Below are 23,316 nucleotides of genomic sequence, written 5' to 3' on the forward strand. Positions count from 1 at the left end.
TCAAAGCTAAGTTGGCCCGTGTCCAAATACAGTGGAGCTAACTCCCCTAAATTCGGTCGAGCTGAATACGTCTCGGCTTCTTTTCGCCGATACCGCGGTCGGCCAGTTCGTCATCAATGTACGTTGGCCGACCGACAACCAGCCCAAGCACTGCAAGCACGACCGTGGTACCAAGCAGTACGACCAGAATCGGTGTCCATGTTTCCGTCGTTCCCCGCTGGTCAACCAGAATCATCAACGCATACCCGAGGAAGAAAAGGCAGCCGAGACCAAAGGCGACGTAGGACATGGTGCGGAGCCGTGCAATCAGCGGCGGCATCAGCAGACCGTCGATGATGCCCAGCCCTTGAACAATCATGGACGTTACCGCTTCCTGTTAATGACTCTCTAGCCGCCCCAAGCCGGCTGGTTCGGGGAAGCTTTAAAAACTAGCGTGCTGAATGTCGCTGTTGTCCTATCCTGGACTACAACGACACCTCTTTTTCTTTATCTATTGACAGTCTTTCGGCTATCTCTGACGTAAGGATTGAACTCATAAATGGTTGAACCGATTTCTGATTCCATGCTCATTGCCTACGACGGCTCCGACGAAGCCAAGCGGGCGCTGGCCTATGCCGGAAAACTGCTGCGCGTTAAGAAGGCCTACATTCTGACTGCCTGGGAACCCCTGCAGCGCGCTGCAGCTCGCACTGCTGGCGCCTCTGGCATGATGCAGCCCGACTGGGATGCCACGACTGAAGACGGCGATCCGGCTCACGACGAAGCCGTCCGCATTTGCCGTGAGGGTGTACAGATTGCCGCTGAGGCTGGCTTCGTCGCGGAGCCCTACTTGGTAGAGACTGAAACTACTATCTGGTCGGCCATCGTCGATGCAGCTCACGACCTCGATGCGGGCGTGATTATCTCCGGCACTCGTGGTGTGACTGGTTTGCGTGGTCTGTTTACCGCCTCGACCTCTGACGCGTTGCTGAAGAATGCTGGCCGCCCGGTCCTCGTTGTTCCGGGGGAAAAGGAATAATTTCTAGAAAATTTTTAAAAACTTACTTAGCTGATAGAAAATGGGTTAATCTCTCAACTAAGAAAACTCAATGACCGCTGAAACCGCTCAAAATTCAAGGCGGGGAGAGAATCCCAGCTGTTCCACTGGTTTACAGAAGTCACAGAGTGTAGTTTTATCAACAGTATTGACTTAATGCACACGAGGAGTCCTCAACATGGCATACGAAACTGATTCCGAGCAGCGTCGTAGCGTTGGCCCTGCCCTGGCCTCGGCGCTCATTGGCGCCCTTCTCGGTGGTGCCGCTATCTTCGGCATCGGCCAGGCTCTGACCGAAGACCGAATTCCGGAAGCACAGGCTGTTTCCACCGATGACGCTCTGCTTGGCGGTGTCGAGTACGGTCAGCGTTAAGTTTTTAACGCTAACCCTCCTTTAAAGCTATGCCCACCTTTGTTCGAGCGCGTAAGCGCGTGCTTGTACCTTGGTGGGCTTTGCTGTGCCTGCTGGCATTCATCCAGTCCCCCGGCAAGACTGTCGCTGACACAAAGCACGACCTGACAGAAGACCCCATCGGGTTTTTGTCCGCCTCGCTCAACATGTGGTCAGACACCATGCCGCTGGGACAGCTCCAAAACCAGGCATATGGCTATCTCTTTCCACAGGGCGCATTCTTCGCGCTGTTTAGTTTGCTGCCCGATGCCCTAGCGCCCGGCTGGCTGATTCAGGCGCTGTGGTGGAGCCTTACTCTCTGCGTGGCTTTTACCGGCGCATATCGCGTGGCCGAAGCTATAAACGTCGGCACGCATACCTCCCGCGTATTGGCGGCATTGTTGTACGCGTTGTCGCCGCGTGTGATTACGACGTTGGGCGCGATTTCGTCCGAGACCTGGCCCGTCGCGCTGGCACCGTGGATCCTGCTTCCGCTCCTGCGGGTCGCAGCCCGGCGCGAGGAACTGCCCTGGCGTGCGGCTGCCCGTGCCGTATTGCTGTCCGGTCTAGCGGTACTGTGCACTGGCGCGGTCAATGCGGTCAGTACAGCGGCGGCTTGCATCCCCGCAGGTCTGATGCTGCTCTTCTTCGCTTTTACGGGGCCTCGTCGCGGGCGTGCGTGGGCGATGCTCGGCGGTTGGCTGGCTACGTGTGCAGCGGTCAGCATGTGGTGGATTGTGCCGCTGCTCCTGCTGGGCAAGTACTCACCACCGTTTACGGACTACATTGAGTCCTCCGGTGTGACCACTCGTTGGTTGAGTCTCGGCGAGACGCTGCGTGGTTCTACCTCGTGGACCCCGTTTGTTTCTTTTGAACGCGTGGGCGGAAATGCACTGGTCGCAGAGCCGATTCTGATTTACGCCACGATGGCTATAGCGGCAATCGGACTGCTTGGCCTGGTCATGCGTTCACTGCCGCTGCGCCGGATGTGGCTGATGATGCTGCTCATCGGCCTTGTCATCATGGCGGCATGGACGGAGCCATTCGGACTGGTGTGGGAATCGGCTCGAGAGGTACTCGATTCCACGCTCGCAGCAGTGCGCAACCTGCACAAATTTGACACTATTGTGCGTCTGCCACTTGTTATCGGCTTCGCTCATGCGACAGCCCAGCTGCCATGGCCGTGGCGAGAGCCAGCGAACGAGCACACGAACGAGACGGCGAGCGATTCAGCGACCACTGGCTGGCAGCAGTGGCTACACTCGGAGAAGCACCCGCGCGCTATCGCATCGATGCTGGTTCTGGTGGTTATCGCCAGTGCCACCGCCCCTGCGTGGAGCGCCCGTCTCGCTCCGGCAGGTGGTTTTTCCGAGGTTCCGGGCTACTGGCACGAAGCGGCCGACTGGCTGAATGAGCAGGGCGAGGACACCCGCACGCTGGTGGTGCCGTCATCGCCGTTTGCTGATCAGACATGGGGCAATACTCGCGACGAACCGCTCCAGCCGCTTGCCGACGTGCCCTGGGCCGTCCGCGATACCGTTCCACTAGTGCCTCCAGAGGCGATTCGCGGCCTCGATGGTCTGCGCAATTCGCTGACTCGGGGCCGTGAGGTACCGGCACTGGATGCCACCCTGCGCAACAACGGTATCGGCTACGTGCTGGTCCGCCACGACTTGAGAGTTACCTCGAGGGGCGATTCGCTGCGCGCCATCACTTCCACGCTGCAGGACTCCCCGACCATGGAAAAGGTGGCGGAGTTCGCGGACGAGGACGGCCATACCGCTATCCAGATTTGGGGTGCGGGCCCGAAGGAGCTGCGCAATCACGCGCTTTCACCGCGGGTGGTGGACACTACCCAGGTGCCGCTGGTCGCCGGCGGCCCCGAAGTGCTCCCGCGGCTTGACGAAGTCGATTCCGATGCTCCGGTGCGCATCCTGTCTGGCAAGAGCGCCGGCACTGTCACCGACACACCCGCCCGACGCGGGCGCAACTATGGTGAAGTCGTCGGTGCGGAGTCAGCAATCCTGGCCGAAGACGAGGACTCATATGTCCGCAACCTCGTTCCGGACTACCCCGTCGTGGGACTGCCACTGACGCAGACAGCAACGGGTCGCGCCACAATTGAGGTTTCGTCGTCGGCCTCTGAGCCATACAACGTCGGTGGTGCATCGGCTGACCACTCGGTCAACGCAATGCTCGACGGCGACACCTCCACCTGGTGGGAACCCTTGGCGGGCAAGAGCCAGGCTGAGTGGGTCAAACTGTCGTGGAAGGAACCGACCGATAACGCAGTGCTCAGCCTGACCGGTGCTCGCGTTCCAGTGCAACTGCGCATCCAGACTGATACGGCTTCGAGCTCCGTACAGTTGGTCCCGGGTGAGACGACTCGTATTCCACTGCCCGGAGGCAAGACCACATCTGTGCTCATCACAGCGAAGATAGCTCCTGTAGGCTTTGCTATCTCCGAGCTAGGCCTGGTGATTCCAAAGCGAGACACTGGCTTCGACGCATTCGAATCCAGCAGCCCCGATTCCGATGAAGATACAGGGCTTTCCACCGAGGATATAGCGGAGGACCTCACGCCGGTTCGTGTCCCGGTGGTGCCGAATTCCTCGTCGCTGGCTCAGCGCTGGGTCTTCGGCCAGGAGATTCATGAGGGCACGCTGGTGCGCCTGTTCACCGTTCCAAAGCCGGTAAAGGTAAAGGTCGATGCTGATACCTGCCGCAGCAGCATCGGAGCCCCGTGGGCCAGCCTCCAGCGCGGTGACGGCTCTGATCACCGCGAGCTGACCTGTGGTGAAGAGATTGAGCTCTCACCGGGGCCATGGCGCATCGATGCCAAGTCCGATTGGGTGTCGCTCACCTCGACTGACTACTTCGCGCCGTCAGCTGAGCAGCAGAAAGTGACGCCAATCGATCTGAACAATCCCATTGACGCTGCCGACCACGATCGCATCGTGTGGTTGCCCATCTCCGTCAATGCTGGCCATGAGCTCCGTGTCGGAGGCGCCGCCATGAAGCCGGTAACGGTCTCTGGTTGGCAGCAGGGTTGGACGATTCCAGCCGGTATTGGTGGTGCGGTCGAGCTGACCTACCCACCGCAGCAGACCTGGCGTACTGGCATCCTCGCAGGCGGCGCACTCGCAACCGTGTACGCACTGGTCACTGTGGGGCTGGCTTTCGCTTGGCGACGCTTCGCTCTCACCTCCCCGATTCCCGCATCTTCGCTGGGCAATGATCTGCCGCGGGCGGCTATTGGCATTGCTGCTGCCGCGACAGTGACACTGGTATCCAGCTGGCCTGGCGTGGTCATTGCCCTCGTGGTGGTTGCCGCTACCCTTGGTGGGACTTTCTGGGTACGGAAGCGTGGGGACGTCGTCAAGCCGTGGCTGAACGTGCGAAACGCACTGATTGTGGCGCTTGCTGCGACGATGACGATTGCGGGCATGGTGCTGGCCGCGAACCCGTGGCCGAAGGATGCCTACGCCGGCGCTGGCTGGCCGCTGCAGTTACTGCTGACGGCGGCGCTGACAATCGTGGCGTGCTGCTCGATGCTTTCCGGTGGCGGTGCTGATGACGACACCGACAGCGACGTCGACAACACCGACAACACTGCTGATTAAGAGCCGTTAGCGGTTGACCCAGACGCGTGCGAAGAAGCGGCGGGCAGGTTCCTCGACGAGCGCGTAGGAGGCGGCGGCCACTGGAATCGACAGTGCGACCGTAACAATGGTGACACTGAGCAGATGGCCGGTAAATAGCTTCACACCAAGCAGCGGGAATGCGATGGAGAGCATCGCCACATGCCAGAGGAAGATGCCGTACGACCAGCGCCCCAGCGCCTGCATGGTGGGGTGTTCGAGGAAGCGCGACTCCGGCGCCATCGTCCAGGGGCCGATGATGGCGGCACCGAAGACCAGCCCGCACAGCTGACGGCGAGTGAATTCCCAGTTGGTGAGCTCGACTAGCCCTTCGGGCCCCAGGTAGGAAGCCAGGACCAGCGCACCAACGGCGATCGCCAGCCACAGTGGGCGGCGGCGAGCCCAGCGCTGCATGGTTACCACCCTCGCGCGGGCAGCATCGGTATCGACGCCCTGGAGCGATTCCAGCTCGGCGAGAATCATGCCAGCTGCGAACCAGGAAAAGTATGCAATCGGCTGAATATGCGGGTTAACGCCTTCTGGGTACGGCAGTGGCAGGTAGGGCCAGCCGAAGCTCAAGATTGCGAGCAGGGAAATTGTCACTATGCGGCGCCCCTGCTGGCGATGTGGGTCCAACCGGCTAAGCCCGATGGCAAACAGCGGCAGCGCGATGTAGAACGCGACCTCCACCGACAATGACCACAGGTGCGTCAATCCCCCGTGCAGAGAGCCGGAGAAATACACCTGTGTCAGCGTCAGGTTTGTCAGCCAAATCTTGAGATCCGCGCCACGCCCCACCGGCAGTGCGATGAGCACAATAAGCACCAGCACCCAGTACGCAGGCATAATGCGCGCGACGCGCTTCTTGTAGTACTTCGCCCAGCTCTTCTTCCGTCCGCCGTCGGCATCGGCCAATGCTTTACGACGGGGGATTCCGCCATAACCCGAGCGGTGAGAACGCCACAACAGGAATCCGGACAGCACGAAGAAAACGGCCACGAAGAAGTCGAAGCGGCCGAGGATACGCTCCCACAGGGCTCCCACATCATGCCCGGTCTGGAATGCGACGTGCGTACCGATGATGCCCATCGAAGCCACAGCCCGCAGCCCCTCCAGCGAGGGCAGGAAGCCTGGGCGGAATGTGGTGGCAGTGCTCGATGCAGTGCTCGATGCAGTGCTCGATGCAGTGCTGGGTGCAGTGCTCGGCGTAGAGTTCGGCACAGAGCTCGACGCTGTGTCTTGCCTAGCGTTCGGCGCTGCCGCAAATGCCTTGGACGTCATAGTACTTTCTTACACGGATACCGGAATGAGTAAAATTACTTGCATTCTATTATGAAATAAGTCCTGTTCAGGCCGGTTTTTCCAAAACTCTTTTGTTTTCCTGACAAGTTATTTTTAAAAAACACACCACATAACTTCTAACTTCCTGCTAGGTTTTGCAGCAGAAAGTTACGTACAGTTAAAGGACTATCCGCTGATGAAGAGAACTCTCGGACATGCACTGATTATCATCGGTGCTGCATTGATTGTCATTGCCGTCCTTCTGCCAACCTTCCTGGTGCCTCGCCTCCGGGTCATCCCACTTGACACTGTGAGCGACACCATCACGGAGGTGCGCGACGGCACCCTGTTGGACTCCAGCCAGCTGGGCAAGAATGAGCCAACGCCAAACCGCAAGAATGACCCGCGTTGCAAGGCAGAGACGGACGAAGAGAAGCGCGACCTCCCGGTCCACTGCTTCATCAACGACAAGACTCCGATGCAGTCGAAGCGCCACGTTGAGATCGAGGAGCCGGCTGACGACAAGATCGCAACCCTCCAGGTCGGTACCACCCTGCTGCGCGATGACCGCGAAGAGCCGAAGAACCTCATCAATGCGACCCTCGACCGCATCACTGTTGACCGCAGTACTGCGTACCCGGTAGATGACCCGATCTCCAGCGTTGCTATTAACGCACCCCAGGGTGGCTCGGACACCAAGCCGCCGACGTTCACCCGTCCGGGCATCCAGTACCAGTTCCCGTTTGGTGCCGAGAAGAAGTCCTACCCGTACTACGACGTCCAGGCGATGCGTAACTTCGAGATTGACTTCGTCGGCGAGGAAACTCAGGATGGCGTCAAGGTCTACAAGTACTCCATGACCATTCCGCCGCAGAACCTCTACGAGTCCCTGACCGAGCACTTCACTCGCGACGGCCGCAAGCTCACCGAGGCTGACAAGTCCTCGCTGGCCTCCATGCGCCTGAGCTTCCCGGCTCACAAGTGGGGCCTGGAGGGTGACGACGACGTCGAGTTGGATCGTTACTACACCAACGTCCGTACTGTTCGCGTCGAGCCAACCTCTGGCGTGATCGTCAACGGTACTGAAGAGATGTTCATGTTCTACGCCAAGGACGACAAAGAAGCGGAAGAAATTGCTTCCAAGGCTGGCCGTGAGAAGGAAGCCAAGGAGCAGAACCGCACCGCGATGAAGTACACCGCACAGTGGGACGAAGGCTCCAAGGGCCGTCAGATGGACCGTGCTAAGGAAGCCCGTAAGTCGCTGACTATCGGTGGCACTGTCGCACCGTGGATCCTCGGCATCCTCGGCCTGGTTCTCATCGTGATTGGCTTCCGCATTCGCAGCAAGTCTGCCTAAGGGACCAAGCCACGAGGCCCTTAAGATGCCTCAGGCACTCGCTTACCCTAAGTTTCACTGAGGAAATCTAAAAATAATTTAATATAGGGCACGTGACACAACGTTTCCGCACTACTTTGACCCAGTCGGCTCGCTCTCATTCGGAGCGAGTCGCCTGGGTTTTTGTGTTGTCGTGGATTCTCTTGCTGACCGCTGCCGTGTGCTGGCCGCTCTTTGTCCCACACAAGACACCGGCTGAGGGTCGCTTTGGGACACCGATGTTTCTGCTGCGCGACATGGTCATCCCCAATCACCCACCGCTTACCGACGCGGCCCTGGGACTCGGCCCCGCTGCGGCACGAGCTGTTCCGCAGGACACCGCACTGTGGGCACTGGGGTACTTTGTGGATGCCAGCCATTGGGTGCGCTTCGCCATGGTAGGCGCCTGTTTGATTGGTGGTCTTGCAGCTGCTGAGCTCGCCCGCAGGTTCACTCGCCACGACTCTGGCGCCAGTAGCGCATCCAGTGCCGGCCTTATCCCCATGACTCCGAGCTTGGCCAGTCAGCTGATCGCACCAACGATGCTGCTCTGGAACCCGTTCGTCGTCGAGCGTTTACTCCAGGGACAGTGGTCACTGGTCATCGCCGTATTGTTACTTCCTGCAGTTGTTCTGGCAACGCAGATGGGTAGTGCTTTGTGGCGCACCAGCGCCATTGCCGCTGCGGGCCTCACACCGACCGGTGCCCTATTGGCTGGTATCACCGGCATTGCTGCCGCCCGCAATAACCGCGACCGCGCTTGGATTGTGGCCACAACACTGGCGGTCAGTTCACCGTGGCTAGTGGCATCTTTGCTGAACCCGAGTGCAGCTGGGTCCTCCGATGTTGCTGGCGCTGCCGCATTTGCGGCCCGAGCAGAGGCTCACGTCGGCACGCTCGGCAGCCTGTTGGGGCTGGGTGGCATCTGGAATAAGCAGGCTGTGCCACTGACGCGCGAGGCTGGTTTTTCGGCGATCATGGTGCTGGCACTCCTGGTGCTTATGGGGCTGGGATTCCGTCGTGTCTGGCATTCGCAAGAGCGCTGGCGGGGGCTGATTATCGTCGGCGCCGTGAGCATTGTGCTCGTCGCTCTCGCCGCAACAACGCCGGGCATTTTGATGATGGGTTGGGCACTCGAGCACATCCCGGGGGCGGGTCTGCTTCGCGATGCACAGAAGTGGATCGCGCTCGTTGTCCCCGCCTATGTCATCCTCGCCGCCAGCGGTGCGGAGTACCTAGCACGCCGCGCGCGCAGTGCCACCGCCAATATCGGCCAGTGGTTGGCTACCGGCGTCAGCGCGCTCATCATCATTGCCGCTGTCCCCACGCTGCCCGCCGATGTCGCTCCGCTACGCCCCGTTCCGTCATGGGAGGGCTGGTCGGCGGTTTCCGGTGTCGTCGCGCTTGACGACGATCGCGTTGCGGTTCTGCCTGCCGGTTCTTACCGCATCATTGATGGGCGCCCTGTCCTCGACCCGGCTACGAAGATTTTGCCCGCTCCGGTGGTGAGCTCCGGCGAATTGATCGTCTCTGGGCAGTCGGTGTCTGGCGAGGGAACCACAACCGTTGAGCGCACACTGCTCGGTGGCGCGAAGAGGCAGGAGGAGCTTGCGTCTGCGCTCCAGAGCCTTCGAGACCAGGGCGTTGGCTGGGTCCTAGTGGAGAATTCGCCCGGCAACTTCGGCGATTCAGCTGACATTGTGGCAGCGCTAGATCCCGTCTATGAAACACCTGACCTGCAGCTATACCATGTCCCCGGCGTTATCGATCCGACCACAGAACCAAGCCAGGGGGCCTATACAGCTGCGTGGATGGCTTTTGGAATCTGGGCTCTTTGCCTGCTCGCTGGAATACTGGCTGGACTATTGGCTGGAGTAAAGGAAGCGCTACTGCCCCGCCGCAGGTAGCAGATTGTCCAGAGTTGGGTTTTCCAAGACATTCAGAACTGCCTCGCCGGTTTTGTCCCAGCCAAATTCTGCGGCACGGGCGACGCAGGCCTTGGACATGACGCGATGCAGTTCGCCGTTATCGAGAATCTGTCGTGTCTTGGTAATTAGGTCAGCTTCATCGCTGGCCAGCAGGCCAGTTTCACCGTCGTTGACCGAATCACGCAAGCCCGCCGAGGATCGGTAACCGACCGTCGGCACGCCGTGCTGCGCCGATTCGATGACGGCGAGCCCCCAGCCCTCCTTGCGCGAAGGCATCAGATGCAGACACGACTTGGAGAGGATGCGGTGTTTATCCGCCTCTGTGACCTGCCCGTGGAAGACCACGTGATCCGAAACGCCCTTGTCACGGGCATATTCCACGAGATTGTCGTGCCACCATCCCGAGCCAATAACATCGAGAATTGCACCTGGACGATCCTGCACAAGATCTGCGAGCACATCGATGGCGTGCTCAATCTGCTTATGCGGGACCAATCGCGACAGCGTCACCAGATGCGGTGCCGGACCGTCGCACTCGGATAGGTCTGCCATGATTTCGGTCGACTGCAATTCCTCCGGAATCGGGTCCACACCATTGCGAATCACCGCGATGCGCCCCGGCGACACTCCGAGTTCTACCAGTTCAGCGGCACTTGGTTCGGAAACCGTGATGTAGCGGCTGCGGCGGTGAATCATCGGCGACAGACGCGACTCGATGACCCACCCCAGCTGGCTAATAATCGGCCCCGCCACTGGCCACTGCTCACGGTGGCAGTGATGTGTCAGGAGCACTGTCGGTGCGCCGGAGAAAATCCGCGCGAAAAAGGGGACACCGTTTTGGGTATCGACCACGACATCCGGCTTGCCGCCGAGCGCCTTGGCAATTGGCCCCACGCCAAATCTAGCCCCCAGCATCGCGGTCCAGGAGCGCACGTAGACGGAGAAGTTTCCACCAGCGCGGGAGAAAGTCACGCCGTCACGACGCGAAAGGGCCGGTGCGCCTGGGTAGTTGGCCGTGCGGAACACCACAGTGTGACCTTGGTCGGCAAGGTAACCTGCGACGCGCTCCAAATAGCGCTCACTACCTCCACCTTCGGGATGACCAGTGTCGCGCCAACACAACAATAAGATTTTCATAACAATATGAGCCTAACGCTCGGCGCGGCTTTCGTTGCCGCTTTAGCTCAAATCCATACTCCCAAACCCGACCAGTCCATTAGATTGTTTGACGTGACCAGCTTTCGCTTTCCCGCTTTTATCGTCCCGCCCGCTCTGAAAGAGCTGCGCAGCTTTGCTACGCTGTCGCGCTCATTCGGTCTGCTCAACGACTTCAAATACGAGCAAACCGATCCCGATATCTTCTACGGGCACCTTGCCGAGGACACCATCGGCCTCCTAGAAGGCATCGCGGCTGGCGCGGATGGTTCAGTGGGCGCGGTGGATGCGACGGGCACCGCTGGTACGGCGGAGTCGCCGGGCGCAGGGGGCACGTCGTCAAGCGTTACGACGAATACCGCACTGCGTGGCAAGCGCATCCTTGATGTCGGCGGCGGCCCGGGGTACTTTGGCCGAGCATTTGCCCAGCGTGGCGTGGAATATTACACCTGTGAACCAGATGTGGGCGAGATGGCGGCGGCGGGCATCAAGCTGGAGTCGTCGGTACGCGGATCGGGGCTGGAACTGCCGTTTCGCGATGATGCTTTTGACCTGACATACTCATCGAACGTTGCCGAGCACGTGCCCGAGCCATGGACGATGGGCGAGGAAATGCTGCGTGTGACCAAGCCGGGCGGTCTGGTCGTTTACTCATACACCATTTGGTACGGCCCGTTCGGCGGCCACGAGATGGGGATGACGCACTACCTGGGCGGCGACCGCGCGCGGCGCATGTATGAGAAGAAGCACGGCAAGCGGCCGAAGAACTACTTTGGCGAGTCCCTGTTCAAGGTCGGTTGCGGTGAAGGTTTGAAGTGGGCGCACGCTGCCGCGGAGGCCGGCGACTGCGAACTGCTGGCCGCTTTCCCGCGCTACCACCCGTGGTGGGCCTGGTGGATGGTGCACGTGCCGGGGCTGCGGGAGTTCGCGGTGTCGAACCTGGTGCTAGTGCTGCGGAAGCGGTAGGGGCGTTGGGCGTTGAGCCGAACTACAGGATGGACATCTAGGCAGCACATCAAAACTACTTATGTAATTACCCCCGGTTTCTCCCATAACCGCAGGTAAATGACTGCAACGGATCACCTTTCTCCCCAGCACCCCTCAAATCACCCCCGGCAATCCGCCATTCGTTATAGAGTGACGCACGACACTTTACGACGAATCTGTGAGGTAAAAACACATGACTTCCGCCACCATTCAGCCGGGCGGCGAAGCCTTCATCTACGAGGCAATTCGCACCCCGCGCGGCAAGGGCAAGAAGGACGGCTCCCTCCACGAGGTACGCCCGGTATCACTTCTCGTCGGCCTCATCGACGAAATTCGCAACCGCTTCCCGGAGCTGGATGAAGAACGCATCAGCGACCTCATCGTTGGCTGCGTCAGCCCGGTCGGCGACCAGGGCGCGGACATTGCCCGCACCGCAGCACTCACCGCAGGCCTGCCGTACCGCACCGGCGGTGTCCAGATCAACCGCTTCTGCGCTTCCGGCCTCTCAGCCATCAACTTGGCTGCTCAGAAAGTCCGCTCCGGCATGGACGAGCTCGTTCTCGCCGGTGGCGTCGAGTCCATGTCCCGCGTGCCAATGATGTCCGACGGCGGCGCAATGGCAATGGATGCACAGGTCTCGTTCGCAACTGACTTCGTCCCGCAGGGTATCTCCGCTGACCTGATTGCATCGCTCGACGGCTTTGACCGCGAGTCCCTCGATGAGATGGCAGCACTCTCCCACGCTCGTGCCGCAAAGGCATGGTCTGAGGGCCGCTTTGACCGCTCCGTCGTCCCGGTCAAGGACGCTAACGGCCTGACCATCCTCGACCGCGATGAGACTATCCGCGAGGGCGTCTCCGCAGAGTCCCTGGCCGGCCTGCGCGCAGCCTTCACCATGATGGGTGAGCAGGGTGGCTTCGACGCAGTTGCGCTGAAGAAGTACCCGCAGCTCGAGCGCATCAACCACGTCCACCACGCAGGTAATTCCTCCGGCATCGTCGATGGCGCTGCACTGACCCTGGTTGGTTCTGAGAAGGCCGGCGCAGACATGGGCCTGACCCCGCGCGCACGCGTTGTCGCCACCGCTGTCAATGGTGTCGAGCCGACCATCATGCTCACCGGTATCGAGCCGGCTGTCCGCGAGGCACTGGCCAAGGCCAACCTGACCGTCGACGATATCGACGTGTGGGAGATCAACGAGGCGTTTGCCGCCGTCGTCAAGCATGCCCAGCAGAACCTGGGCATCGACTACGACAAGCTCAACATCAACGGTGGCGCAATGGCCATGGGTCACCCGCTGGGTGCAACCGGTGCCATGATCACCGGCGCCGCAATCGACGAGCTGCACCGCACCGGTGGCCGTTACGCCCTCATCTCGCTCTGCGTGGCTGGCGGCATGGGTGTTGCAACCATCATCGAGCGCGTCTAAAGCAAACCGGAACGAAACTCACAGCGACAATTACCGCGGTCACACCGCGATAACCACAAAGGACTGACTGATTTATGAGCACAGATAACATGTTCCGGTGGGATCAGGACGACGCCGGAATCGTCACCCTCACCATGGATGACCCGAATGCGCCGGTCAACACCATGAACAAGACTTTCCAGGACGACATCCGCGCCACCGTGGAGCGCCTGGAAAACGAAATTGGCGACGGCTCTGAGACCTCCATCAAGGGCATCATCATCACCTCTGCGAAGAAGACCTTCTTCGCAGGCGGCGACATCAAGCAGATGTCCAAGGCCACTGAGGACGATGCAGCTGACATGTTCAGCATGGTCGAGGACATGAAGGCCTCCCTGCGTCGCCTGGAGAAACTCCCGGTGCCGATTGTTGCTGCCATCAACGGCGCAGCACTGGGCGGCGGCCTCGAGGTCGCGCTGGCTGCTAACCACCGCGTTGCTGCCGATGCCCGCGGTTCCAAGATTGGCCTGCCAGAGGTCACCCTCGGCCTCCTGCCGGGCGGCGGCGGTGTCTCCCGCGTCGTTCGCATGCTGGGCATTCAGGACGCGCTGATGAAGGTCATTCTGACCGGCGCTCAGATGAACCCGGGCAAGGCCCTCGCAGCTGGTCTCGTTGACGAGGTTGTTGCTCCGGAGCAGCTCATTGACACTGCCCGAGCATGGCTGACCAGCGAAGATGCCAAGGCCGCACAGCCGTGGGATGAGAAGGGCTTCAAGATTCCGGGCGGCGACCCGAAGACCCCTAAGTTCGCAATGAACCTGCCGTCCTTCCCGGCAAACCTGACCAAGCAGCTCAAGGGCTCCCCGATGAAGGCTCCGCGCCTTGCGATGCAGGCTGCCATCGAGGGCTCTCAAGTCGACATCGACACCGCACTGCGTGTCGAGTCCCGCTACTTCACCGAGCTGGTCACCGGCACTCAGTCGAAGAACATGATGCAGGCGTTCTTCTTCGACCTCAATCACGCTCAGGGCGGTGGCTCCCGTCCGCTGCAGGCTGATGGCACCCCGTACCCGAAGCGCGAGTTCAAGAAGGTTGCCGTTGTCGGCGCCGGCATGATGGGCGCAGGTATTGCATACGTGTGCGCAAAGGCTGGCATGGAAGTTGTCCTGAAGGACATTTCCCTGGAAAACGCCGAGCGTGGCAAGGCCTACTCCGAGGGGCTGGAGGCCAAGGCTCTCAAGCGCGGTCGCACCACTGAGGAGAAGTCCGCAGCACTGCTGAACCGCATCAAGCCGACCGAGTCCTACGACGACCTGTCCGACGTCGACCTGGTCATCGAGGCCGTCTTCGAGAACACCGACCTCAAGCACAAGGTTCACGCCGAAATCGAGGCCGCGGTTCCGGAGACCTGCATCCTAGGCTCCAACACCTCCACCCTTCCGATCACCGAGCTGGCTTCCCACGTCAAGCGTGAGAAGGACTTCATCGGCCTGCACTTCTTCTCCCCGGTGGACAAGATGCAGCTAATCGAAATCATCTCCGGCGACAACACCGACCCGGCAATCCTCGCCGCTTCGCTGGACTTCGCTGTTGCAATCCGCAAGATTCCGATTGTCGTTACCGACTCCCGCGGTTTCTACACCTCCCGCGTCATCGGCACCGTCATCAACGAGGCCCTGCGCATGGTTGCCGAGGGCTACGACCCGGCCATCATCGAGGCCGCTGGTCGCCAGGCTGGTTACCCGGCACCGCAGCTCCAGCTTGCCGACGAACTAAACCTCAAGCTCATGGAGAAGATCGCTGGCGAGACCCGCGCTGCCGCCGAGGCTGCAGGTCAGACCCTGGACGAGGGCGGCGTGCCGGCTCTGGTCGAGGCCATGCTGCACAAGTTCGAACGCCCGGGCAAGCTCGAGGGCAAGGGCTTCTACGAGTACGTCGACGGCAAACGCTCCGGTCTCTGGCCGGGCCTGTTCAACGAGCTCCGTGAGGAGCTGAACATCACCCCGATCGCTCCGGAAGACACCGACCTGCAGGAGCTGGTCGACCGCATGCTCTTCATCGAGGCCATCGAGACTCAGAAGTGCGTCGACGAAGGCGTTCTGCTTCACGACGCCGACGGCAACATCGGTTCCATCTTCGGTATCGGCTACCCGGCCTGGACCGGTGGTACCCGCCAGTTCATTAAGAACTACGACGGCGCCACGGTTGTCGACCCGGCCGCAGCTCACCCGGAGCGCCGCGGTGTCGCGGGCTTCGTCGAGCGCGCCGAAGAGCTGGCCGCTAAGCACGGCGAGCGCTTCAACGCTCCGGAATCCCTGAAGAAGTAGGGCTACTCCGAGCGCATCCTCCCCCGGTTGCTGGAATTGTTCCAGCAACCGGGGTTTCTGCCTTCGCGGCCACGTCAACGCACGTAGCACTGCTGAACGCACGAGCGCGCCAACCCCAATCCGGGCTACCCGTTAAACTGCACACATGGTTAGAAACGTCGCTGATCTACCCACCGCACTGCCTGAACTCGCTATCGACCAGCAGGGGTTTGACGCCCCATCGCCGCAGCTGATCATGCTTAACGACGAACTCGCGACCCAGCTCGGCCTTTCCCCACAGTGGCTCCGGTCGGACGCTGGCCTGAAGTTCCTCACTGGCCGCGGAGTCGGCAAGGAAACCGATACCCCACCCGGCCCTTACAAAACCCCGGTGGCCACGGCCTATGCCGGCCACCAGTTCGGCAACTTCGCAGGCCTACTCGGTGATGGTCGCGCGCTCTTGCTTGCCACTATTGAGGCTGAATCGGGCCTGACCGGGTTGCCCTGTCAGCCCAGCCAGCCCAACCATCCCGATTACCCCAAAGAGACACCCCACAGCGACAACACCCAGGCCTACGAGATTCAAGCCAAAGGCACAGGCCCCACGCCCTTCTCCCGTGGCGGTGATGGCAAAGCTACGCTGACCTCCGCCCTGCGGGAGTACCTCATCAGCGAGGCCATGTATGCGCTCGGTGTCCCCACCACCCGCGCGCTGGCAGTCATCGCAACCGGCGAGGAAATCTACCGCGGCTCGCAAACCCCATTCGACAACACCAATCCCACCACCGAACTCCAACCGGGTGGCATCGTCGTGCGGGTCGCATCCAGCCACCTGCGAGTTGGCACGTTCGAGCTGGTCACACGCTCAGGCGCGGACACCGGAATCATGGATCGGCTCATCGAGTTCGCCGCGCAGCGACACGGCTACGAGGCTTCGGCGGAGTTGATTCTCCGGGACGTCGTCAAGCGGCAAGCTAATCTCGTTGCAGCGTGGCTGACCTGCGGTTTTGTCCACGGCGTGATGAACACCGACAATGCCAGCATCGCGGGCGAGACCATCGACTTTGGGCCGTGTGCGTTTCTGGATGCGCACGATCCGCGGGCAGTGTTTAGCAGTATTGATCGCGGTGGTCGATACGCGTACGGCGCGCAGCCAACAATCGCGGGGTGGAACATGTCGAAGCTCGCGGAGACTTTGCTACCGCATTTCGCAGGCACCCCGGAGGATGCCCTCGCACGCGCCCGCGACATCCTGGGAGAATTCGCCGACGAGTTCACCGATGCGCTCAGCCGCAGGTGGCTGCCTAAGTTGGGGATTCTCCCCTCGCTTTACGACGACCCGCTGGCCATCCCCTTGGTACAGCAGTGGCAGGCGTTGCTGGCGAAGTTTGGGCTCGACCACACGAATGCTCATCGGGCGCTGATTGAGGTTCTGGCCAGCGATAATGGGCAGGATTTCACTGCGCTGACCGCGCTGACCAGGCTGTCTGATGATCCTGCGTTCCCCGCTGCCGCGACTGAGTGGGGGCAGTTGTGGCAGCGGACGCGGGAGGAGCTGGGAATCGACCAGACGACGGCCCTTTCGCTGATGGAGGCAACCAATCCGCTGTATATTCCCCGGAATCACCTGGTCACGGAAGCGTTAGCGAAGGCAGGGGCGACAGGAGAAGCAGGGGCGAGGGATTTGGCCGCCTACCGGCACCTGCTGGAGGCGGTAACCAACCCCTTTGAGTTGCAAGACGTCCCAGCGGGGTTCACTGAGCCGGCACCGCGGGAGTTGGGGGCTTTCCACTCGTACTGCGGGACTTAATGCGCTGACTTGGCGGCGCTCCGGCGCCCCTCCACCAAGCCCCAAAGCCCACTTCACGACACGGGTGTCACCTCGTGTCAGCTGTGGAGGTGGCATGAGGTGACATAGCTGTCGTGAAGTCGCGGATGGGGCCCGCGGATGGCCCCGACGCGGGTGGCCAAAACGCGAATAAGCCCAACGCGGACGGGGCCCGAGGATGGGACCAACGCGGACGGGGCCTGGCTGAGCGCCAGCGTCGCGGAGCACCACAGCCCCAACCCCTGCGGGGGTGCCAGGATGTTACAACGTTTCACCACTGTACAGGATTAACTCCCCAATCGAGGGTAAAAGACACCGTCAAATAAGGGATGGTTCACCTGATCAATACTCATATGTTTTTTGGACTTGTAAGGTTAGAGACTGTATTGAACGGTCGTATCCAAACCTTAGAGTCCACCACACCCAGGTTTTCACCACCGTTGCTTATGCAGGTGGGAGGTGGGTAGCTAAGTCGTTTGGAGTGAGCCGATCACCAAATTCATATCGCCTATCTGGCAGAATCTAGAAAGGCTCGCGATGCATAGACCCGTTGCCTCCGGCCCCTTCCACACCCGGCAGAAACTCCGGCGGAAGCTCCGACAGCGAGAGGAGTTCCGCGAAACAAAACTGCACGCAGCAACGCTCAGCGGAAAAGGAAAGTTCACGCTGCATGTCCGCCAAATTCTGGCGGCTTTGCTGGTAATCGCCTTGCCAGGAAGCGCGCTAGCTGCCTGCAGCACTGACCAGCAACAGGTCGGCGCCGGGTTCATTGTGGTCCAGAACTCCGAACCGCAGTCGCCGCTGTACACCACTGACACCAATGAAACCGGTGGTGGCGATATCCTCCGCATGCTCTACTCAGGTCTGGTGCGCTACGACACCGACGGCTCGATGATCCTGGACCATGCGGCAGAAATTAAGCCCAACGAGGACTCGACTCATTTCGACATCACGCTGAAACCGGGCTGGACCTTCCACAACGGCGAACCAGTCACCGCGCAGAGCTACATCGATGCCTGGAATTACGCTGCCTACGGCCCGAACCTGCAGAAGCAGCAGTCCTTTTTCGCCAATGTGCAAGGATTCGATGAGGTCTCGGGCGAAAAGGCCACGACCAAGACGATGTCTGGGCTAAAGAAGGTCGACGATTTGAAGTTCACGGTTGACCTGGTCAACCCGGATTCCTCGTTCCCGCTGTCCCTCGGTTACACCGCATTTATGCCGCTGCCGAAGGCCGCATTCGGCGACAAGAAGGCTTTCGGTGAACACCCAATCGGCAATGGCCCGTACAAGATGGCCGAAGGTCGTGCGTGGCTGCACAACAACCAGCTAACTGTGGTCCGCAATGATGACTTCGCCGGTGAGCACAAGGCCCGTAACAACGGCCTCGTCTACCGCTTCTACTCGGACATGGACACCGCATACGCAGACCTCCAGGCAGGCCGCCTGGACACTCTGCCGCGCACCATTCCACCAACGGCGCTGGCCAGCTTCGAAACCGATTTCCCCGACTCCAGCGCAAACGTCCCGACCTCCTCTTCGCAGTACTTCGCAATTCCGCGAAATCTGCCAGGTTTTTCGGGTGAAGAGGGCAAGCTCCGTCGGCAAGCGATTTCCATGGCGATTGACCGGAAACTAATCACCGAGAAGATTTTCTTCGACACCCGCACCCCGGCGCGCGAGTTCAGCTCGTTGACGCTCGGTGACTTGGATCCGAATGTGCCTGGGCAGGATGTGTTGAAGTACAACCCGGACAAGGCTCGCAAACTGTGGGCCGAAGCCAACAAAATTGCGCCGTTTACGGGCTCGTTCGATATTGCCTACAATGCCGACGGCGGGCACCAGCAGTGGGTTGAAGCGGTGACCAACATGATTGGTGAAACCCTCGGAATTGAATCTCACGGCAAGGCTTACCCGACCTTCAAGCAGCTGCGCGATGAAATCTCCAACGAGACCATCACCAGCGGCTACCGCACTGGCTGGGCAGCTGACTACCCATCAGTGGCCAACTACATGCTTCCGCAGTTCGTCACCGGCGGCTCCTCGAATGACAACCACTACTCGAACCCGGAGTTCGACAAGCTTATCCAGGACGCTGCTTCGGCCAAGAGCGCAGAAGACGCTAAGCCGATTTACGTCAAGGCTCAGTCGGTGTTGATGGAGGATCTGCCTGCAATTCCACTGTGGTACCCCAATGCTTCGGTGGCGTGGAATCCGAAGCTGCGTAACGCCGTGGTGATGTGGGACGGCATTTTGGACTACCCGATGATTGAGAAGGACTAGCACCATGGGTTGGTATATCGGAAAGAGACTCCTGCAGATGGTGCCGGTATTCTTCGGCGCCACGCTGTTGATTTACGCAATGGTCTTCGCCATGCCCGGCGACCCCATTGCCGCACTAGCCGGCGACAAGCAGTTGCCACCTGAGCAGGTCGCTGCACTGCGCGCTCACTACCACCTGGATGAGCCATTCTTCGTCCAGTACTGGGAGTACCTCAAGGGGCTGTTCACCCTGGATATGGGCGAGACCTTCTCCGGCCGCTCAGTCGGCGAGGAAATTGCGCTGGCCTTCCCCATTACGATTCGCCTGGCGCTGATGGCCGTTGCCATTGAGGCAATCTTCGGCATCGGCCTTGGCGTCATCGCGGGCATGCGCAAGGGCGGCTTCTTCGACTCCACCGTTCTGGTACTGTCCCTGCTGGTTATCGCAACTCCTACCTTCGTGCTCGGCTTCGTTGCCCGCTACCTCTTCGGTGTGCGCTGGGAGATCGTCTCCCCCACCGTTGGTAGCGATGCCTCCTTTACCTCCCTGCTGCTTCCGGCATTCGTGCTGGGTCTCGTCTCGGTTGCTTATGTTCTGCGACTGACGCGCTCGGAGGTTTCGTCGGCACGCCATGCTGACTTCGTGCGCACCGCCCGCGCCAAGGGCTTGCCAACCTCTGAAGTCACCCGCCGCCACATCTTGCGTAACTCGCTGATTCCCGTTGTGACCTTCATCGGCGCTGATCTCGCTGCCCTGATGGGTGGCGCGATCGTCACCGAGGGCATCTTCAACGTGCCCGGTATCGGTGGCCTGATCTTCCACGCCGTCCAGATTGGTGAAGCTCCCACCGTGGTCAGCATCGTGACCATCCTGGTGGTTATTTACATGTTCGCCAACTTGCTCATCGACTTGCTCTACGCAGTCCTGGATCCGAGGATTCGTTATGCCTAAGCCAGATTCGACGCAGTTAAATTCGACTCAGCCAGAAAAGCAGTCCGGCACCGCGCAGGCCGGCACCGCGCAGGCCCCAAATCCGGCGACGAACCCCGACCACAAGCAGTTGCCGGATACGCCGCCACTGGGGCTCTGGGGTTCGGCCTGGCAGAACCTGCGTTACCGCCCACTGTTCTGGGTTTCCGCATTCATCATTTTGCTCTCCATCGCAGTGGCCGCGTTCCCGTCGCTGTTCACCTCTGTGGACCCGACGGCAGCAAACCTGCGTGACTCGCTGGCTCCGGCCCGCGACGGCCACCCGATGGGCTTCACTCAGCAGGGCTATGACGTCTACGCCCGTGTCATCTACGGTGCCCGCGCCTCGGTCATCGTCGGTATCGGCGTCACCCTGGCCGTGACCGTGGTGGGCATCATCCTCGGCGCCATCGCTGGCTATCTGGGCGGTTGGGTCGATGCGGTGCTCTCTCGCATCACGGACATGTTCTTTGCCATTCCACTGATTCTGGCCGGCATCGTGCTGATGCAGCTGTTTACCGAACGCACCATCTGGTCCGTGGTCTTCGTGCTCGCTGCTTTCGGCTGGCCGCAGATGGCGCGCGTGGTGCGCTCCTCGGTGATTTCGGTGAAGAACGAGGAATACGTCACCGCTTCCAAGGCGCTCGGTCTGTCCAACACTGGCATTCTCTTCCGCCATGTGCTGCCGAACTGCCTCGCCCCTGTCATCGTTATGGCCACGACCTCACTGGGTATTTACATCGTCGCCGAAGCCACGCTGTCCTACTTGGGCATTGGCTTGCCGACGACCACCGTTTCCTGGGGCAACGACATCTCTGTCGCACAGCAGGTGCTCCGCCAGGCCCCGTCCAACCTGTTCTGGCCAGCACTCGCCCTGGCGATTACCGTTCTTGGCTTCATCCTCATGGGTGACGCTTTGAAGGATTCTCTCGACCCGAAGGAGCGTCGTCGATGAGCACCGACACCAATATTTCCGCAGCGCCCATTCTCACCTTGAAGGATGTCTGCATCGGCTTTCCGACGACCACAGCGTCCGGCCGCCGCAGTAAATCGTTGACCGATGTGGTGCACAACGTCGACCTGGAGGTTTTCCCCGGCGAGACGGTTGCCATTGTCGGCGAGTCCGGCTCTGGTAAGTCCACCACTGTCCACGCCGCACTGGGGCTGTTGCCCGGTGATGGTGAAGTCACCGGTGGCACCATCACCTTCGATGGCCGTGACATCACGCACCTGACCGACCGCGAATTCGTCGGCATCCGAGGAAGCGGCATCGGCTTGGTGCCGCAGGATCCGATGACCAACCTGAACCCGGTGTGGACCGTCGGCGCCCAAATCAAGGAAGCCCTGCGCGCAAATAACATTGCCACCGGCTCTGAGGCTCACAAAAAGGCGATTGAGCTGCTGGAACAGGCCGGTCTTCCGGACGCCAAAAAGCGCATTGACCAGTACCCGCACGAATACTCCGGTGGTATGCGCCAGCGCGCACTCATCGCGATGGGTCTGGCCGCCCACCCGAAGCTGCTGATCGCCGATGAGCCCACTTCCGCTCTCGACGTGACCGTGGCGAAGAAGATCCTCGACCACCTGGCCAAACTCACCAATGAGCTCGGCACCTCCGTGGTTCTGATTACCCATGACCTCGGTTTAGCTGCCGAACGCGCCGACCGACTCGTCGTTATGCAAGCAGGACATGTCGTTGAGACTGGTCCTGCGTTGGAAGTCCTCACGCACCCGCAGCACGCGTACACCAAGCAGCTGATCGCGGCCGCGCCGTCGCTGGCTGCCCGGCGCGGTGACCGCGTGGTGGCGGCACCGACGACTGCGGATCACGAGCAGAAGGAAATTCTGGTCGCGAAGAATCTGGTGCGCGACTTTGCCATCCCCGGCGACCGTCCGTGGCGCAAGGATTCCTTTCGCGCCGTCGATGACATCAGCTTTACGCTGCGTCGCGGTCGCACCATCGGTATCGTGGGCGAATCCGGTTCGGGTAAGTCCACTGTCGCCAACATGGCACTGGGGCTGCTCGATCCGACAGAGGGCGAAGTGCTTTTCGACGGTAAACGCGTCCAGGGCCGAGATCGTAAAGAGGAGCTGGAGTTGCGGCGTCGCATTCAGCCGATTTTCCAGAACCCGTATGCGACGCTGGACCCGATGCGCACGGTGCATTCCTCCATCGAGGAGCCGCTGCGGATTCACAAGATTGGCACCAAGAAGGAGCGTGAGCAGCGCGTATTCGAGCTTCTCGACCGCGTCGCGCTGCCAGCTGAGATGGGCCGCCGCTTCCCAGGTGAGCTCTCCGGCGGTCAGCGTCAGCGCGTGGCTGTCGCACGTGCGCTGGCACTAAACCCTGAAGTTGTGGTCTGTGATGAGGCCGTGTCCGCCCTGGACGTGGTGGTCCAGGCTCAGGTGCTCGAACTGCTTGCTGAGCTGCAGGAAGAGATGGATTTGGCCTACCTCTTTATTACGCATGACCTCGCTGTGGTGCGGCAGGTGGCTGATGAGGTCATCGTGATGGAGCACGGCAAGATGGTTGAGCACCGCCCTACCGACGAGCTCTTCGACCACCCGGAGAAGGAATACACCCAGCGGCTGCTGGACGCTATTCCGGGCGCTTCGCTGGATTTGGATCTGTAGCTGGGCAGCGCTCCGCCCCCCCACAGCACAGCACTTCACTCCACCCTCTGGGCTGGGGCAGATCGCACTTCACGACACAGCTGTCACCTCGTGCCAGCTGTGGAGGTGGCATGA

16 protein-coding genes are annotated in these 23,316 nt (G+C 60.6%); 13 read left to right on the forward strand and 3 right to left on the reverse strand.

The window, feature by feature from the left end; genetic code table 11:
• Positions 1–46 precede the first annotated feature (46 nt).
• A complete protein-coding gene (locus tag HMPREF2708_RS06225) occupies positions 47–358 on the reverse strand; it encodes a hypothetical protein (protein WP_070833515.1) in 312 nt (103 codons plus the stop codon).
• 180 nt (positions 359–538) lie between these two features.
• Between HMPREF2708_RS06225 and HMPREF2708_RS06230 the strand changes: the two genes are divergently transcribed.
• From HMPREF2708_RS06230 to HMPREF2708_RS06240, 3 genes are all read left to right on the forward strand, one after another.
• Positions 539–1,018 (forward strand): universal stress protein, encoded by a 480-nt coding sequence (locus HMPREF2708_RS06230; RefSeq protein WP_005510532.1) that lies wholly within the window; start codon positions 539–541, stop codon positions 1,016–1,018.
• Positions 1,019–1,214: 196 nt separating this feature from the next.
• Positions 1,215–1,409: a DUF2613 domain-containing protein gene (locus HMPREF2708_RS06235; RefSeq protein ID WP_005510537.1), complete on the forward strand. Its 195-nt coding sequence runs from the start codon at positions 1,215–1,217 to the stop codon at positions 1,407–1,409.
• Between the two features lie 29 nt (positions 1,410–1,438).
• The gene (locus HMPREF2708_RS06240; protein WP_070833516.1) at positions 1,439–5,050 is read left to right on the forward strand and encodes an alpha-(1->3)-arabinofuranosyltransferase domain-containing protein; all 3,612 of its coding nucleotides are present in this window, start codon (positions 1,439–1,441) and stop codon (positions 5,048–5,050) included.
• A gap of 6 nt (positions 5,051–5,056) precedes the next feature.
• On the opposite strand, the gene HMPREF2708_RS06245 is transcribed toward HMPREF2708_RS06240, so the two are convergent.
• Positions 5,057–6,349 carry an acyltransferase family protein gene (locus HMPREF2708_RS06245; RefSeq protein ID WP_070833517.1) on the reverse strand — a complete coding sequence of 431 codons (1,293 nt, stop codon included), beginning with the start codon at positions 6,347–6,349 and terminating at the stop codon, positions 5,057–5,059.
• 196 nt (positions 6,350–6,545) lie between these two features.
• On the opposite strand from HMPREF2708_RS06245, the gene HMPREF2708_RS06250 reads away from it, so the two are divergent.
• On the forward strand, positions 6,546–7,706 hold the full coding sequence (locus HMPREF2708_RS06250; protein WP_070601003.1) for a cell envelope lipid trafficking protein PgfA: 1,161 nt from the start codon (positions 6,546–6,548) through the stop codon (positions 7,704–7,706).
• Between the two features lie 92 nt (positions 7,707–7,798).
• Positions 7,799–9,631, forward strand: a complete 1,833-nt coding sequence (locus HMPREF2708_RS06255) for an MmpA family trehalose lipid delivery protein (protein WP_070833518.1) — start codon at positions 7,799–7,801, stop codon at positions 9,629–9,631.
• On the opposite strand, the gene HMPREF2708_RS06260 is transcribed toward HMPREF2708_RS06255, so the two are convergent.
• Positions 9,611–10,789 (reverse strand): glycosyltransferase family 4 protein, encoded by a 1,179-nt coding sequence (locus HMPREF2708_RS06260; RefSeq protein ID WP_070833519.1) that lies wholly within the window; start codon positions 10,787–10,789, stop codon positions 9,611–9,613. The two genes, HMPREF2708_RS06255 and HMPREF2708_RS06260, sit on opposite strands and share 21 nt — an antisense overlap.
• A gap of 93 nt (positions 10,790–10,882) precedes the next feature.
• Here HMPREF2708_RS06260 and HMPREF2708_RS06265 point away from each other — a divergent pair, with 93 nt between their 5' ends.
• The 8 genes from HMPREF2708_RS06265 to HMPREF2708_RS06300 all read left to right on the forward strand — a co-directional run bounded on the left by HMPREF2708_RS06265 (position 10,883) and on the right by HMPREF2708_RS06300 (position 23,202).
• The gene (locus HMPREF2708_RS06265; RefSeq protein WP_246840353.1) at positions 10,883–11,773 is read left to right on the forward strand and encodes a class I SAM-dependent methyltransferase; all 891 of its coding nucleotides are present in this window, start codon (positions 10,883–10,885) and stop codon (positions 11,771–11,773) included.
• 214 nt (positions 11,774–11,987) lie between these two features.
• Positions 11,988–13,223: an acetyl-CoA C-acetyltransferase gene (locus tag HMPREF2708_RS06270; RefSeq protein ID WP_070767103.1), complete on the forward strand. Its 1,236-nt coding sequence runs from the start codon at positions 11,988–11,990 to the stop codon at positions 13,221–13,223.
• Between the two features lie 74 nt (positions 13,224–13,297).
• Positions 13,298–15,529, forward strand: coding sequence for a 3-hydroxyacyl-CoA dehydrogenase NAD-binding domain-containing protein (locus HMPREF2708_RS06275; RefSeq protein WP_070833520.1), 2,232 nt, complete (start codon positions 13,298–13,300; stop codon positions 15,527–15,529).
• Positions 15,530–15,674: 145 nt separating this feature from the next.
• Positions 15,675–17,318 (forward strand): protein adenylyltransferase SelO, encoded by a 1,644-nt coding sequence (locus HMPREF2708_RS06280; protein ID WP_070833521.1) that lies wholly within the window; start codon positions 15,675–15,677, stop codon positions 17,316–17,318.
• A 555-nt stretch (positions 17,319–17,873) separates the two neighbouring features.
• Positions 17,874–19,619 carry a peptide ABC transporter substrate-binding protein gene (locus HMPREF2708_RS06285; protein WP_070833522.1) on the forward strand — a complete coding sequence of 582 codons (1,746 nt, stop codon included), beginning with the start codon at positions 17,874–17,876 and terminating at the stop codon, positions 19,617–19,619.
• 4 nt (positions 19,620–19,623) lie between these two features.
• On the forward strand, positions 19,624–20,550 hold the full coding sequence (locus HMPREF2708_RS06290) for an ABC transporter permease (protein WP_070833523.1): 927 nt from the start codon (positions 19,624–19,626) through the stop codon (positions 20,548–20,550).
• Positions 20,543–21,523, forward strand: a complete 981-nt coding sequence (locus HMPREF2708_RS06295) for an ABC transporter permease (RefSeq protein ID WP_070833524.1) — start codon at positions 20,543–20,545, stop codon at positions 21,521–21,523. The genes HMPREF2708_RS06290 and HMPREF2708_RS06295 overlap by 8 nt, the downstream gene beginning before the upstream one ends.
• The gene (locus HMPREF2708_RS06300; RefSeq protein ID WP_070833525.1) at positions 21,520–23,202 is read left to right on the forward strand and encodes a dipeptide ABC transporter ATP-binding protein; all 1,683 of its coding nucleotides are present in this window, start codon (positions 21,520–21,522) and stop codon (positions 23,200–23,202) included. The genes HMPREF2708_RS06295 and HMPREF2708_RS06300 overlap by 4 nt, the downstream gene beginning before the upstream one ends.
• Positions 23,203–23,316: the final 114 nt, after the last annotated feature.

Source organism: Corynebacterium sp. HMSC073H12, from assembly GCF_001837775.1.
Taxonomy (GTDB): Bacteria; Actinomycetota; Actinomycetes; order Mycobacteriales; family Mycobacteriaceae; genus Corynebacterium; species Corynebacterium amycolatum.

Excerpts from the sequence above, each read along its gene's own strand:
- HMPREF2708_RS06290 (WP_070833523.1), top strand. The coding sequence starts at position 19,624 with ATGGGTTGGTATATCGGAAAGAGACTCCTGCAGATGGTGCCGGTATTC.
- HMPREF2708_RS06225 (WP_070833515.1), bottom strand. The coding sequence starts at position 358 with ATGATTGTTCAAGGGCTGGGCATCATCGACGGTCTGCTGATGCCGCCG.
- HMPREF2708_RS06260 (WP_070833519.1), bottom strand. The coding sequence starts at position 10,789 with ATGAAAATCTTATTGTTGTGTTGGCGCGACACTGGTCATCCCGAAGGT.
- HMPREF2708_RS06240 (WP_070833516.1), top strand. The coding sequence starts at position 1,439 with ATGCCCACCTTTGTTCGAGCGCGTAAGCGCGTGCTTGTACCTTGGTGG.
- HMPREF2708_RS06235 (WP_005510537.1), top strand. The coding sequence starts at position 1,215 with ATGGCATACGAAACTGATTCCGAGCAGCGTCGTAGCGTTGGCCCTGCC.
- HMPREF2708_RS06250 (WP_070601003.1), top strand. The coding sequence starts at position 6,546 with ATGAAGAGAACTCTCGGACATGCACTGATTATCATCGGTGCTGCATTG.
- HMPREF2708_RS06245 (WP_070833517.1), bottom strand. The coding sequence starts at position 6,349 with ATGACGTCCAAGGCATTTGCGGCAGCGCCGAACGCTAGGCAAGACACA.
- HMPREF2708_RS06295 (WP_070833524.1), top strand. The coding sequence starts at position 20,543 with ATGCCTAAGCCAGATTCGACGCAGTTAAATTCGACTCAGCCAGAAAAG.
- HMPREF2708_RS06280 (WP_070833521.1), top strand. The coding sequence starts at position 15,675 with ATGGTTAGAAACGTCGCTGATCTACCCACCGCACTGCCTGAACTCGCT.
- HMPREF2708_RS06300 (WP_070833525.1), top strand. The coding sequence starts at position 21,520 with ATGAGCACCGACACCAATATTTCCGCAGCGCCCATTCTCACCTTGAAG.
- HMPREF2708_RS06275 (WP_070833520.1), top strand. The coding sequence starts at position 13,298 with ATGAGCACAGATAACATGTTCCGGTGGGATCAGGACGACGCCGGAATC.
- HMPREF2708_RS06230 (WP_005510532.1), top strand. The coding sequence starts at position 539 with ATGGTTGAACCGATTTCTGATTCCATGCTCATTGCCTACGACGGCTCC.
- HMPREF2708_RS06270 (WP_070767103.1), top strand. The coding sequence starts at position 11,988 with ATGACTTCCGCCACCATTCAGCCGGGCGGCGAAGCCTTCATCTACGAG.
- HMPREF2708_RS06285 (WP_070833522.1), top strand. The coding sequence starts at position 17,874 with ATGCATAGACCCGTTGCCTCCGGCCCCTTCCACACCCGGCAGAAACTC.